The organism is Formosa algae, from assembly GCF_001439665.1.
Lineage (GTDB): Bacteria > Bacteroidota > Bacteroidia > Flavobacteriales > Flavobacteriaceae > Formosa > Formosa algae.
The window spans coordinates 38,268-51,971 of the sequence record NZ_LMAK01000013.1; the positions used below are offsets into that span (position 1 = coordinate 38,268).

At 34.0% G+C, this 13,704-nt stretch carries 12 protein-coding genes; 1 reads left to right on the forward strand and 11 read right to left on the reverse strand.

The genetic code is table 11. From position 1 onward, the window contains the following. Positions 1-9: 9 nt before the first annotated feature. The 4 genes from AST99_RS04825 to argS form a co-directional block, all read right to left on the reverse strand. Positions 10-1,035: a TQO small subunit DoxD gene (locus AST99_RS04825; protein ID WP_057779745.1), complete on the reverse strand. Its 1,026-nt coding sequence runs from the start codon at positions 1,033-1,035 to the stop codon at positions 10-12. A gap of 47 nt (positions 1,036-1,082) precedes the next feature. Next, on the reverse strand, positions 1,083-1,472 hold the full coding sequence (locus AST99_RS04830) for a hypothetical protein (protein ID WP_157486300.1): 390 nt from the start codon (positions 1,470-1,472) through the stop codon (positions 1,083-1,085). An 85-nt stretch (positions 1,473-1,557) separates the two neighbouring features. After that, positions 1,558-2,283: an ion transporter gene (locus tag AST99_RS04835; protein ID WP_057779750.1), complete on the reverse strand. Its 726-nt coding sequence runs from the start codon at positions 2,281-2,283 to the stop codon at positions 1,558-1,560. 28 nt (positions 2,284-2,311) lie between these two features. Further along, on the reverse strand, positions 2,312-4,090 hold the full coding sequence (argS, locus tag AST99_RS04840) for an arginine--tRNA ligase (RefSeq protein WP_057779752.1): 1,779 nt from the start codon (positions 4,088-4,090) through the stop codon (positions 2,312-2,314). A gap of 493 nt (positions 4,091-4,583) precedes the next feature. Between argS and AST99_RS04845 the strand changes: the two genes are divergently transcribed. Further along, positions 4,584-6,680, forward strand: coding sequence for a tetratricopeptide repeat-containing sensor histidine kinase (locus AST99_RS04845; protein ID WP_057779754.1), 2,097 nt, complete (start codon positions 4,584-4,586; stop codon positions 6,678-6,680). Here the strand turns inward: AST99_RS04845 and ctlX are convergent. The 7 genes from ctlX to porV all read right to left on the reverse strand — a co-directional run bounded on the left by ctlX (position 6,666) and on the right by porV (position 13,681). Further along, the gene (gene ctlX / locus AST99_RS04850; RefSeq protein WP_057779756.1) at positions 6,666-7,601 is read right to left on the reverse strand and encodes a citrulline utilization hydrolase CtlX; all 936 of its coding nucleotides are present in this window, start codon (positions 7,599-7,601) and stop codon (positions 6,666-6,668) included. The genes AST99_RS04845 and ctlX overlap by 15 nt on opposite strands. Positions 7,602-7,654: 53 nt before the next feature. After that, complete coding sequence (locus tag AST99_RS04855; RefSeq protein WP_057779758.1) at positions 7,655-8,302, reverse strand: HAD family hydrolase; 648 nt, start codon at positions 8,300-8,302, stop codon at positions 7,655-7,657. 2 nt (positions 8,303-8,304) lie between these two features. Beyond that, positions 8,305-8,985: an SDR family NAD(P)-dependent oxidoreductase gene (locus AST99_RS04860; RefSeq protein ID WP_057779760.1), complete on the reverse strand. Its 681-nt coding sequence runs from the start codon at positions 8,983-8,985 to the stop codon at positions 8,305-8,307. A gap of 144 nt (positions 8,986-9,129) precedes the next feature. Beyond that, complete coding sequence (locus AST99_RS04865; RefSeq protein ID WP_057779761.1) at positions 9,130-10,752, reverse strand: pyruvate dehydrogenase complex dihydrolipoamide acetyltransferase; 1,623 nt, start codon at positions 10,750-10,752, stop codon at positions 9,130-9,132. 3 nt (positions 10,753-10,755) lie between these two features. Further along, complete coding sequence (gene pdhA / locus AST99_RS04870) at positions 10,756-11,754, reverse strand: pyruvate dehydrogenase (acetyl-transferring) E1 component subunit alpha (RefSeq protein WP_057779763.1); 999 nt, start codon at positions 11,752-11,754, stop codon at positions 10,756-10,758. Between the two features lie 88 nt (positions 11,755-11,842). Further along, a complete protein-coding gene (cdd, locus tag AST99_RS04875) occupies positions 11,843-12,325 on the reverse strand; it encodes a cytidine deaminase (RefSeq protein WP_057779765.1) in 483 nt (160 codons plus the stop codon). A 105-nt stretch (positions 12,326-12,430) separates the two neighbouring features. After that, a complete protein-coding gene (gene porV, locus AST99_RS04880; protein ID WP_057779767.1) occupies positions 12,431-13,681 on the reverse strand; it encodes a type IX secretion system outer membrane channel protein PorV in 1,251 nt (416 codons plus the stop codon). Between the last annotated feature and the right edge of the window lie 23 nt (positions 13,682-13,704).

Below are 13,704 nucleotides of genomic sequence, written 5' to 3' on the forward strand. Positions count from 1 at the left end.
ACTAAAATCTTATTTTAAAATTATGGGAGCTTTCCAAGTTATGCCACTTATATCTGTTAATTGTAAAGTATAAGTAGATTTGTCCAAAGTCTGTAAACGTGAATCTGCTATTCTTAGATGAGCTCTTGCACCTAAAGGAATGACTAAACTGTGCGCACCTGGTTTTACTTTAGCGATGTAAGCATTAGTAATCATTTCTGGAGTAAACTGAGATAATTCTACTCCTGATAAAGATAAAACCGATGTATTTGTTTCATCTAGCACATCAATACCTATTAAAAAGGAACCATAAACGTCAACACCTTCAACTCTAAACACTTCTAAATTAAGCACTCCATCTTGAATATTAGCCTCTGAAACTTCAACAATTGGCTTCACAGATTTATTATGTAAAGTGCCCCAAAGTCCGCCGTGAAAATACTGATTAGTATATAAAGTTAAACCTAAAATTCCGATGGCACCTATTAAAGTAACTCTAGAGAGCACACTATTAGCTAAAGGAAGTGGTCCAGATCCAAACCATCTAAAAAACTTTGATGTTGTTATTTTAAACCCTTTTTTCTGAAAGTAATAATCTAATGAATAGCGTCCGCTACCCGTTAAAAATAACGTAAATCCAGTCGCAATTCCTAACACGCCAATTTGCCATTCGTCTAAACAGGTCGTTCCAATCCAGCCCGAACCCAATAGAATTCCCATTGCTAATCCAAACACACCAATACTCATTAACCGTGTAAATAAACCGAACATAATAAATAGACCAACAATACCTTCAATAATAGTAAATGTCACCATTGCCCACCAAAGTGAATCTGGATTTTCTACTAAATGAAGAATTATAGGTTTTATGCCTAAAGCATTGGGTAAAAAATGATTGAATTTCTCTCCGATATAACCAGCAGTTTCCGGATCTAATTTATTAGCTAATATTAATCTACGCCAAAAGGCAGAAAAATAAGTCCACCCCACAACTAAACGTAAGCTGAGTGTGAACATTCCAGCCATAGTATATGACTGTGATATTTTTGTATTCATGAATGTATATTTTGTATAATAAAAAATCTATTTTAACGTATTAACTATTACGCTAAAATGGCATCTTTCTTATTTTTATACAAAATATAAAGCGGGACCTTTAAAGGAGTTACAATTTGATTTTCAAACTGAAGTGTTACAGGATTCCCTGAAACTAAAACAGAAGCTAACCCAATATACTTAGAGCTTAAAGGTAATAATTGGGCAATCTTACTGTAAGATTTACTAGAAGTTGATACAGTAACTTTTGAAACCTCAAGTGCAACACAACTACCATTTAGTTGAGCCACTTTACTTTTACTACTAACCTCTGTTTGCTCTAACTGCAAAACAGATTGCAGACTGTTCCTAACTGAACAAGGAGACAATAACAACAGTAATCCAAGACTAAAAATCTTGAATAACGTACTGTTATGATATGTGTTTTTGTTAGGCATACAATCGTTAAAAATAAGTATTACACACATACTAAAGTGTTAGCATGTTGTTAATTTATGTCTATTACCACGCTTGCGTTATAAATTAACTAAGCGTTTCATTTTCTTTCTCTTCAATTTCACGTGCTTTAGATAGCGATGTTGCCACTAATCCGGCAGGAATAGTAACAATCCCTACTCCAATTATTAAGATGCAAAATGTAAAAATTTTACCACCGGTAGTAATAGGGTATACATCTCCGTAACCTACTGTTGTAAGTGTAACGACTGCCCACCAAGCACTATGAAAGATAGAAGCAAAAACTTCGGGTTGTGCATCATTTTCAAAATAATAAATACCAGCAGATGCTATAAATACAAATATGGCCGTAACAATTAAAAACAAAACAATTTCTTCTTTTACTAATTTTGCAGCCAAGTGAAACCGATGCAACGCTTTATTATAACGAATAAGTTTTAAAGCTCTAAATATTCTGAAGACTCGGAATGCTCGTAACGCTCTAAAATCTAAAGTTCCTCTTAAATAGAATGGTAAAATAGCTAATAAATCGATGATGCCATAAAAACTAAAAATATACTTTAAAGGTTTTTTCGCAACATACACACGTATTAGATATTCTATAGAAAAGATAACCACACAAAAGGTCTCAAAAAGATCTAAATAAAATTTTACGATAGTAGAAATATTAGGTAACGTTTCTACAGAAAACGCAATAAGTGAGAGTAAGATTAAAACTTGTATAAGATAATCAAAAAGCTTTCCGCTTCTGCTCGTATTATCTTCTACAATAGATCTTAATTTTACTCTCATATCTTTTTAATGCTGTTGGTTGTAAATATTACATACGTTCTGGAACTTGAATTCCTAATAAACTAAATGCATTTTTTATAGTTGTAGAAACAGCTTGAGCTAACTGTACTCTAAATATTTTTTCGTTTAAATTGTCTGCTCCTAAAATAGATACATTCTGATAGAATGAATTAAACTCCTTTACCAAATCGTAAGTGTAATTCGCTATAATTGCAGGACTGTATTGTACCGCTGCCAATTGAATGGTTTCTGGGAACAACTGCAATTGTTTTAATAACGACTTTTCTTTTTCGTGCAAGTCTATTTTTGGAGTATCGATAGTATAATCGAAATCTGCTTTTCTTATTATAGATTGAATTCTAGCATATGTATACTGAATAAACGGTCCTGTATTCCCTTGAAAATCGATAGATTCTTTTGGATCGAATAAAATACGTTTCTTCGGATCTACTTTTAAAATATAATACTTTAAAGCTCCTAAACCAATAGTACTGTACAATACATCTTTTTCGTCTTGAGAGTATCCATCTAATTTACCTAAATCTTCAGAAATTTCGCCTGCAGTTTCAGCCATTTCCGAAATTAAATCGTCGGCATCAACAACAGTTCCTTCTCTACTTTTCATTTTTCCGCTAGGTAAATCTACCATGCCATAACTTAAATGAAATAGATGCTTTGCCCAATCGAAACCTAATTTTTTGAGAATTAAAAACAGTACTTTAAAATGATAGTCTTGTTCGTTTCCTACCGTATATACTAAGCCACCAACATTTGGATAATCTTTTATACGCTGAATTGCAGTACCAATATCCTGTGTCATATAAACCGCAGTTCCATCTGAACGTAACACGATTTTCTCGTCTAAACCTTCATCTGTTAAATCGCACCATACAGAACCATCGTCTTTTTTAAAGAAGACTCCTGTTTTTAAACCTTCGGCTACAAACTCTTTTCCTAATAAATAGGTATTACTTTCGTAATAATAGCAATCAAAATCGACACCCAAGTCATTATAAGTTACTTCAAAACCATCATAAACCCATTGGTTCATGGTTTTCCAAAGCGTAACAACTTCATCATCTCCTGCTTCCCACTTCAATAACATGTCTTGAGCTTCTAATAGAATTGGAGCTTGCTTCTTAGCATCGTCTTCAGAAAGTCCATCCGCTTTTAAAGCTTCGATTTCTTTCTTATACTCTTGGTCAAATTTTACGTAATAATTTCCGACTAGCTTATCACCTTTTAAACCTGTGCTTTCTGGTGTTTCTCCATCTCCAAAACGCTTCCAAGCCAACATACTTTTACAAATATGAATCCCACGGTCGTTTATAATTTGCGTTTTATAAACTTTTTTACCTGAAGCTTTTAAAATTTCGGCTACACTATAACCTAATAAGTTATTTCTAATATGTCCAAGGTGCAAAGGTTTGTTTGTGTTTGGAGAAGAATATTCTACCATAACGGCTTTATCATCTTCGTTTGGAAATGCATATCCAAAAGTTGCATCTGTTTTAATGGTATTAAACCAATTTTGATAATACGAATCTGCTATAACGATATTAAGGAAGCCTTTTACTACATTATATCCTGTAACATCGTCTACCTCTTTTAATAAATATGCACCTATAGCCTCACCAATTTGTACTGGATTTCCTTTTACTACGCGTAACATTGGAAAAACAACCACCGTAATATCTCCTTCAAACTCTTTACGAGTAGATTGAAATTCTACGGATTCTAATTCTGCATTATAAATGGATGCCACGGCTTGTTTTACATGTTGCGACAAAGACTCTTGTATACTCATTACAATTGATTTAATTAAGTGCGCAAAGATACTATTTTTCTCATATTAATAAGAAGGATTAGCATATGGATAAACGGTCTTTAAGCAGAGCTACATATTACACATTAGTATTTTATTCTTTTAAAACAAAGCGCTTGATAACGAAGTATGTTTATTTCTTTAAAAATACGGATATAATAAGACCTAATCGTCTTTTAGTGAAAAATGATACTTTTTTAAAAGCAGTCGTTTTTCTATGATTTTGGTCGTTTATCGAGTCCTAGAGAGCAATCAAATTAGACCATTAACATTTCAACTAATAAATTGGTATTAAACCGCTTAAATTATATTAATAAAACACATTTCATAACTTTGAGATGTATTATGCTATTATTTTAACAAATCTTCTTTGTGAGGGAGAAGATTTACTAACAAATCTTAATTAAGTATACTTAGTTATATGGGTAAATTTGAAAAAATTTCCTCCATACAATTAAGGTATGTCTGTACCTGTATGAAAAAGATAATTTATGTAATTATTCTTTTATCTGTATGTTTTGGTTATGCACAAACCAAAAATATAGATAGTTTAACTGTAGCTTTAGCTTTTCAGAAAACTGATACATCAAAAATTTCAACTTCAATAGAACTTGTTGAAGAATTATACGATAATAAAGATTACAATCTTGCCCTTAAATATGTGCTAGAAGCGGATAAACTAGCTACCAAATTAAATTACATTCAAGGATTAAGCAGAATCTCGTACTTAAAAGCATTAATTTATAATAAGAAGGGCGATTATTTAAACGCTATTAACAATTTCTCTGAAGCTAAGACACTTTACAGTTCGTTAGATGATACTTTGGCCATTGCCAGAATAAACAATCAAGTTGGGCTTATAGAAATTTCTCGCGGGTATTACGATCAAGGATTAGCGCATACACTTTCTGCTATAAACGAACTTGAAAAAAGACATTTAGAAAAAGAATTAAAAGACACCTATAAAGGCTTAGCAACTGCCTACTATAATAATGGGAAATATGATAAAGCGATAGAGTTTAACCTAAAGCGACTAGAGATAGAAGAATTAAGTGGTGATAAAAACTCTATTATTGAAGCTGTTAAAAATCTAGCAGCTTTATATTCTACTAAAAAAGAACACCGTAAATCTATAGAATATTACGAACGCATTTTAATGGTTAACCATAGCAATAACGATTCTATACGTGCCGATATATTGCCAAAGTTAGGATTTGAGTATGTTCAGTTTAGAGATTATGATAAAGCAGGACTTTACCTTTCAGAAAGTATTGATTTAAACAGAAGATTAGACAATACATATGGTTTAATTGAAACCTTAAATAATTGTGGGGAATTAAATTATAAACGCGGTAAAGTACAACTTGCTGAAATACGTTTAAATGAAGCAAATTCGCTACTAAAAAACTACTCTAATAAAACAGAAGAACTAAAAAACTATTCGCTGCTTAAGATTGTAGATTCTATTCAACACCAATACCAACGTGCCTTTATGTGGCAAGGGAAGTATTATACGTTAAAAGATAGTTTAGACTTGGCTGCAACAAACTCTAAAGCCTCTAATAAAATAAAATCGTTACAAGGCATAGACCTTTTTAATGGTTTACAACAAGAGGGACAGGTTGATGGTGAAACTGTTTTTACTGCAGAGCACCCGTTATTAGGAGATACCAAAAGAAAATTTGACAGACTACAAATTATAACTTATGCTTTATTAGCAGCCTTTGTTATAGTGTCTACATTCTTAGTGCTTATTTATTTAAACCGAGAGCGACGTATTAAATACACCATAGACCTTGAGGCAAAAACCAAGAAAATTGAAATTCAGAATAAAGCAATTCTGGAACAATCTGCACATCTAGAAAACATCAATCATATAAAAGACAGGTTATTTTCTATTGTATCTCACGATTTAAAAGATTCTTTAACCTCAATTAACGGATTTATAGATTTATTAAAAGATGGTTCTCTAACACGTCAAGAATTTGACAGATTAATACCTGAACTTAGTGAGAATGCAAATAATGCCTCGTTATTATTATTCAACCTTTTAAATTGGTCTAAATCTCAAATGGAATCTTTAGAACCTAGCGCGACATTATTCGATATTCGCGAGGTTGTTTTAGATAAAATTAAATTAATTGAACATAAGTTAGTCGATAAACAAATTGAATTGGTTGATAATACCTTACGCGATTTTGTCTATGCCGATTATAGTATGGTAGAAATCGTGATTCAAAACCTACTGACTAATGCTGTAAAATTTACAAAAGCAGGAGATACGATTACAATTTCAAATCAAATTAATAACGGACATTCTATAATTAGCATAGAAGATACTGGAGTTGGTATTTCTCAACCTAATTTAGACAAACTGTTTAAAAGCAATACATTCTCAACCCGAGGGACTAAAAATGAAAAAGGAACTGGATTAGGTTTATCTATCTGTAAAGAATTGGTCGACTTAAATAAGGGTAAAATTTGGGTAGAAAGTGTGGTTAATTCTGGATCTACATTCTTTGTAGAGTTACCAAAAACAAAACAAGAAACTCCAGAATTAAAATTGGGGTAAAAACACCTCTGCCATCATACAACGGGCGCTTCCTCCACCACAAGCTTCAATTGTATCTAGAGAACTGTGAACAATTTTACAATGTTTAGTTATGGTATTAATTTGCTTTTCTGTTAACGACTGATAAGCGGAACTACTCATCACTAAAAACAATTCATTGTTAGCAGCTCGTATTTGAAGCATATTCCCTGCAAAATGTTGTACTTGAGATTCTGTAATCGCTATAACCTCTTTATCGCTTTCTTTTAAATGCTGAAGGACTTGCTTACGTTCTTTTTTATCATCTATAGATTCTAAACAAATTACGGCGAAAGTCTCTGCCAAACACATCATAACATTGGTATGATAAATAGGCTTTCTTTCACCATCTACAGTTTGATTGGCTGTGAAAATCACTGGGAAATAATCAAAATCTTCACAAAACTCTATAAATACATCTTCATCTGCTCTAGGCGACAACGCACAATACGCTTTACCGTGAACGCGATCTAAAAGAATACTTCCTGTGCCTTCTAAAAACAAACCTTCGTCTTCTGCACTGGTAAAATCCATAATATCGTGTATTACAAAACCTTCATTTTCTAACACTTCTAAAACATCTTCTCGACGTTCAAAACGTCTATTCTCTGCAAACATTGGATACAACCCTACTGTACCATTTTCATGAAAAGAAATCCAGTTATTTGGAAAAATTGAATCAGGCGTATCAAAATCGTCTGTATCACTAATCACAATTACCTTAAGCCCGATAGCACGCAACTTATCTACAAAAGCATCAAATTCATGTTGTGCTCTTGCATTAACCGTTTCCGGCAATACTCCTTTCATAGCGTGTTGATAATAATTATTAACAGCTGTTTGTTCGTTCATCCTGAAATTAATAGGACGAACCATTAAAATAGTATTGGTAGTATGTTGCATGTTTGAGGAAAATTTCGCGTAAAATTAGTCTTTTTTAATTTACAAAGACATCTTTATTTGGCTTGCTTGATTAAAGATATTAACTGATTCATATTATCGAATTCTAAGGTCGCATAGCCTTTTAATTGATGATGAATATCGTCTGCTGTATATCCAAACACATCAAATCCGCCTGCTTTGGCTGCAGTCACACCAGAATAACTATCTTCTACAACAAGACATTCTTCGGGTTTAAATCCCATAGATTCTGCTGCCCACAAAAATATAGCAGGATCGGGTTTCCATTTCTGAATAGTATAACAACTAAACAGTCTGCCTTCAAACTTATCTAGCAAACCAGTCAATTCTAAATTTAACCGCATCTTAGCTTCCAACGCACTAGATGCGACACAAAATGGTAAATCTAACTGATCTAAAACTTCTTTTATACCTTCTATAGGTTTTATATACTTTTTAAAAGCCTCCATACTTAAGGCTCTATATTGAGACTCGAAATCTTCAGGTAAAGGCTTATTAATTAAGGTTTCTATTTTTTCGATACAAGCATTCATAGAACAGCCTTTAAACATTTTAATGGCCGAACTTAAATCTAACTTTGCACCATAATGATTGCCTAATTCCACTAAAACGCCATTGCTTAAGGCCTCACTATCTACTAGGACACCATCGCAGTCGAAAATCACACATTTATATTTACTCATAATTATGGAGTTGAAGATGACACTTGTAATACTTTTCCATTATAAAAAGTAGAACCTGTTAATGAAAAATTAAAGATATAACTCGCCATTCCAGCTGCTGTTGTTGGCGCTTCATAACCAGGAAAAGCCTCTTCTAACATTTCTGTTTGCACGGCTCCTAAAGCCAATACATTAAATGCTATTCCAGAATCTTTATATTCTTCGGCTAATAATTCAGACAATGTAATTACGGCACCTTTACTAGAACTGTAAGCTGCTAAACCAGGAAATTTCATACTCCCTTGAATGCCTCCCATAGAACTAATGGTAACCATGTGACTGCCTTTAACCATATTTGGAAGTAAGACTCTTGTTAACTCTGCTACCCCAAATACATTAGTGGTATAAACATTCTGAAAATCTGCAGGTGTTAATTCTGAAAAAGGTTTATTAACTAAAGCTCCAGCATTATGTATTAAAAGATCTACTTGCTTCCAATGTGTGTTTACATAAGCTTTTACCGTTTCAAAATCTGTGGCTTCAGCTAGATTAAAACTAAGCGCAGTAACCTGTTTTAAATTTAAATCGGAGACAGGCTGACTATTTCTAGATAAGGCTAATACTTGGTGTCCTGCTTCTGCAAAGCATTTTACCAATTCTAAACCAATACCACGACTTGTACCTGTAATTATAACATTTTTCATAGCGTAATACGTTTGCTAACAAAGATACTTGCCCACATTGAATTGGCATAGTTTTTTAATAAGACTTTATAAGGTTCGAGAAAATTGAAAGCATAAAAAAAGCCATCTTAAAGATGGCTTTTTTACAATATATTTTAATTCCGATTACAATAACATCGAAATTGGATTTTCAATATAACCTTTTAATGTTTGAAGGAATTGAGCTCCAGTAGCACCGTCGATTGTTCTATGGTCGGCAGCTAAACAAAGTTTCATAGTATTACCTACTACAATAGCTCCGTCTTTAACAACTGGCTTTTGAACAATTGCTCCCACAGAAAGAATAGCTGAGTTAGGTTGGTTGATAATAGATGTAAAAGAATCTATACCGAACATACCTAAATTAGAGATAGTAAATGTACTACCTTCCATTTCTTCAAGTGATAATTTTTTAGTTTTAGCTTTGATAGCGTATTCTTTAACAGCAGCACCAATTTGAGTCAATTTACGTTGATCTGCAAATTTAACCACTGGTACAAGAAGACCATCTTCAACAGCAACCGCTACACCTATATGTACGTGGTTGTTTAATCTCATTTTGTCGTCAAACCATTGAGAATTTACTTGAGGATGTTCTTTTAAAGCCATAGCACAAGCTTTAACTACGATATCATTAAATGAAATTTTTGTATCAGGAACAGCATTTACTTCCTTACGGAATGCAATTGCATTATCCATATCAAACTCAACATTTAAGTAATAGTGAGGTGCAGAAAACTTAGATTTTGCTAAGTTTTTTGCAATCGCTTTACGCATGTTAGAGTTTTTAATTTCTTCAAAACTCTCTTCAGATGCTGGTACAGCAGTTCCAGAAGCAGCCGCAGGAGCAGCAGCTTTAGGTGTAAAGTTTTCTACATCACGTTTAATGATACGTCCACTTTCTCCAGAACCTGGTATATCTGCAATATTAAATCCTTTTTCGTCTGCTATTTTCTTAGCTAATGGCGACACGAATAAACGTCCTCCATCCTTAGATACTTTAGGTGTTGCTGCAGGTGCAGCAGCTTTAGCAACTGGAGCGGCTTTAGGCGCCTCTGCTTTCGGTGCAGCAGCTTTTGGAGCTTCTGCTTTCGCAGGAGCCGCAGCAGGTGCAGAACCAAAACTACTAGCTACTCCAGAAACATCTGTTCCTGCAGGGCCAATAATTGCTAATAATGAATCTACTTTAGCAGATTCTCCTTCTTGTAATCCAATATATAATAATGTTCCTGCATTGAAAGATTCGAATTCCATAGTGGCTTTATCCGTTTCTATTTCAGCAAGAATATCTCCTTCATCTATGTTATCACCTACTTTTTTCAACCAAGTTGCAACAGTACCTTCTTCCATGGTATCACTTAAGCGAGGCATGGTAACAACTATTACACCTTCTGGAACTTCAGCGCTTGCAGTAGGAGCAGGTGCTTCTTCTGCAGCAGGTGCTTCAGTTGTAGTCTCTTCAGCTGCGGCAGGTGCTCCTCCTCCACTAACTAGTGCAGAAATATCTTCACCTTCTTCACCTATAATAGCAAGTAATTCGTCAACTTTAGTCGTTTCACCTTCTTGGACACCAATATGCAGTAATGTACCCTCATGGAAAGATTCAAATTCCATAGTGGCTTTATCTGTTTCGATTTCAGCAAGGATATCCCCTTCTGATATTTTATCTCCAACTTTTTTCAACCACGTAGCAACAGTACCTTCTTCCATGGTATCGCTTAAACGTGGCATATTAATAATCTCAGCCATAGCTTATATTTTATGTTGTAAAAATGGGTAATCTTCTTGTTCGTAAACGACATCGTACATCACACTCTTATCTGGGTAAGGAGATTCATCTGCGAATTTCTCACATTCAAGAACGCGTTTTTTAACATCTGCATCAATCTTTTTAAGATCAGCTTCAGTTGCATATTTTTTAGAAAGAATAACATCTTTTACCTGAGAAATAGGATCTATTTTCTTGTATTCTTCTACTTCTGCTTTAGTACGATAATGTTGTGCATCACTCATAGAGTGACCTCTATATCTGTATGTTTTTAATTCTAAGAATGTTGGTCCACCTCCTGTACGGGCTCTCTGAATAGCTTCATCAAAGGCTTCTGCTACTTTGATAGGATTCATTCCGTCTACTGGTGCACAAGGCATTTCGTAACCTAAACCTAATTTATAGATATCTTCGTGAGAAGCTGTACGTTTAACAGATGTTCCCATAGCATAACCATTGTTTTCACAAACAAACACTACAGGTAAATTCCATAACATAGCTAAGTTGAATGTTTCGTGAAGTGACCCTTGACGAGCAGCACCATCACCAAAACAACAAAGTGTAACAGCATCGCTATCGTGATATTTATCACCAAATGCAATACCTGCACCTAAAGGAATCTGACCTCCTACAATACCATGACCACCATAAAAACGGTGTTCTTTAGAAAAGATATGCATAGAACCTCCTAAACCTTGAGATGTTCCTGTTGCTTTTCCAAATAATTCTGCCATAACACGCTTAGGGTCTACACCCATTCCTATTGGCTGAACGTGATTACGATATGCAGTTATCATTTTATCCTTAGACAAATCCATAGCATGTAAAGCACCTGCTAATACGGCCTCTTGACCATTGTATAAGTGTAGAAATCCTCTTACTTTTTGTTGAATGTATACTGCAGCAAGTTTATCTTCAAACTTTCTCCAAAACAACATGTCTTCATACCATTTAATGTATGTTTCCTTTGTGATTTTTTGCATGAGTTGCGCTATTTTAAAAACGAGAAACAAAAGTAACACTTTAGGCTTTAAACTAAAACCGAATTAAGTAAAAAATTAAATAATTTTTTTATATTATCGCCTTTTCGAAAACAAAGGGCAATAAATTAGATAAAGACTTAGAGCGAATTACTTCTCCGGTCTCTCCCATAAAATAAATATCTATTGGCATATCTTGCTTCACTTCATATTCAGAGATGGCTTGTCGGCATGCACCACAAGGCGGTACAGGTGTTGTAGTTTTGTGTTTTGTAGATCCGGCGATAAGTGCCATAAGTACAATTTTAGCCTCTGGATATTTAGATCCTGCATAATAAATAGCTGTGCGTTCTGCACATAATCCTGATGGATAACAGGCGTTTTCTTGATTATTACCTGTAACAATCTCTCCATTATCAAGTAAGATGGCTGCGCCAACCAAAAACTTAGAATAAGGCGCATAAGCTCTTAAACGCGCTTTAACCGCATATTCCATTAATTCTGAAACATTCTTAGGCACGTCGTTTAAATCGTCGTAAACCTCAAATTCTGTTTCTATTTTTATAGTCTTCATTAAAAAACAATCTTAAATTCTTATTTCTAAAGATATAAAACTATTTAAAACAAAAAACTATTGCAAAAAGCAATAGTTTTAATATTCTATATATTGAAATATTATCTAGTATTCGTAATACGTTCCAGTACCTAAATTAAAGGTTAACGAGAAACGTAATGTGTTTTCTAAAGGACTTTGCACTTTAGATGTCGAGAATAAATAAGATAAATCGATATTAACGACATTATATTTAAACCCTGCTCCTAAGGCAAAAAACTGTCTAGCTCCTTTTTCTTCTGCTTCATGGAAATACCCTGCTCTGAACCCGAAAGAATCTTGATACATATACTCTGCACCTAAAGCCCAAGTCCACTCTTGCATTTCTTCACTGAATCCGCCTGGTGCATCCCCAAACGATTGAAACATTCCTGAAAGGAAATTTACATCTGGATCTTCTCCTTTATAAATAAGTCCATTTGTTGTAGAAATCTGATCTCCTAAAACATCAATATCTTCATCGTACTCACCATTCCCATTTTCATCACTATATTCATATTCTGTTCCATAAATAGGAGGTGTTGGCACTAATAATTTAGTAAATTCTGTAGTAACAGATATGGTATTATACTCATCTAACACAAAATCGAACCCTCCACCTAAACGTAAGGTTGTTGGTTGAAAGTTCTCTACACCACCTTCATCATAAGAAAATTTTGGCCCGATATTTTGAATCGCAAATCCAGCTCTCCAACGCCCATTAAAGTCGTTATACGCTTCTTCTTCACTCTGGTAGAATCCAGCAATATCTACTCCAAAAGTTCCTGCAGCTTCAGCTTCTGTGTCTCCTGTATTTATTTTTAAATCTGAACGCAAATAACGCATGGCAACACTCATAGAGAATTGATCACTTAATCTTAACGCATAGGAAGCATCTAAGGCAAATTCGTTTGGACGTTGCACTAAAGGATCTGAAAACTCGTCTTCAGTAAATTCAATATCACCTAAGGAAAAATATCTTAAACTTGCTGCAAAAGCACTTCTTTCGTTTATACGGTTATAATAGGTAAAACTTCCTAAGAAAATATCATTAACCAATTTGCTTAAATACGGTGTATAACTTAAGGAAATCCCTGATTTTGTCTCTGAAAAAACATATTTTGATGGATTCCATTGTTGAGAAAATCCGTCTACAGAAGTTGCAACTCCCATGTCTCCTAAAGATCCTGCTCGGGCGTCTGATGCAATAAGTAAAAACGGAACTCCTGTTGTAATTACTCTAGAATCTTGATCATTTGGAATAATTGTTGTCGGAGTTTGTGCCTGTATATTAAAGGTTACTAGCACAAAAAGTATTCCTAAAAGTATTGTCTTCATTTAATTAATTTATGTTACAAATA

What these genes read in the sequence shown, in the direction of transcription:
- porV (WP_057779767.1), bottom strand. Translation starts at nt 13,681, where the DNA reads ATGAAGACAATACTTTTAGGAATACTTTTTGTGCTAGTAACCTTTAAT.
- pdhA (WP_057779763.1), bottom strand. Translation starts at nt 11,754, where the DNA reads ATGCAAAAAATCACAAAGGAAACATACATTAAATGGTATGAAGACATG.
- AST99_RS04860 (WP_057779760.1), bottom strand. Translation starts at nt 8,985, where the DNA reads ATGAAAAATGTTATAATTACAGGTACAAGTCGTGGTATTGGTTTAGAA.
- AST99_RS04845 (WP_057779754.1), top strand. Translation starts at nt 4,584, where the DNA reads ATGAAAAAGATAATTTATGTAATTATTCTTTTATCTGTATGTTTTGGT.
- ctlX (WP_057779756.1), bottom strand. Translation starts at nt 7,601, where the DNA reads ATGCAACATACTACCAATACTATTTTAATGGTTCGTCCTATTAATTTC.
- AST99_RS04830 (WP_157486300.1), bottom strand. Translation starts at nt 1,472, where the DNA reads ATGCCTAACAAAAACACATATCATAACAGTACGTTATTCAAGATTTTT.
- AST99_RS04865 (WP_057779761.1), bottom strand. Translation starts at nt 10,752, where the DNA reads ATGGCTGAGATTATTAATATGCCACGTTTAAGCGATACCATGGAAGAA.
- argS (WP_057779752.1), bottom strand. Translation starts at nt 4,090, where the DNA reads ATGAGTATACAAGAGTCTTTGTCGCAACATGTAAAACAAGCCGTGGCA.
- AST99_RS04825 (WP_057779745.1), bottom strand. Translation starts at nt 1,035, where the DNA reads ATGAATACAAAAATATCACAGTCATATACTATGGCTGGAATGTTCACA.
- cdd (WP_057779765.1), bottom strand. Translation starts at nt 12,325, where the DNA reads ATGAAGACTATAAAAATAGAAACAGAATTTGAGGTTTACGACGATTTA.
- AST99_RS04855 (WP_057779758.1), bottom strand. Translation starts at nt 8,302, where the DNA reads ATGAGTAAATATAAATGTGTGATTTTCGACTGCGATGGTGTCCTAGTA.
- AST99_RS04835 (WP_057779750.1), bottom strand. Translation starts at nt 2,283, where the DNA reads ATGAGAGTAAAATTAAGATCTATTGTAGAAGATAATACGAGCAGAAGC.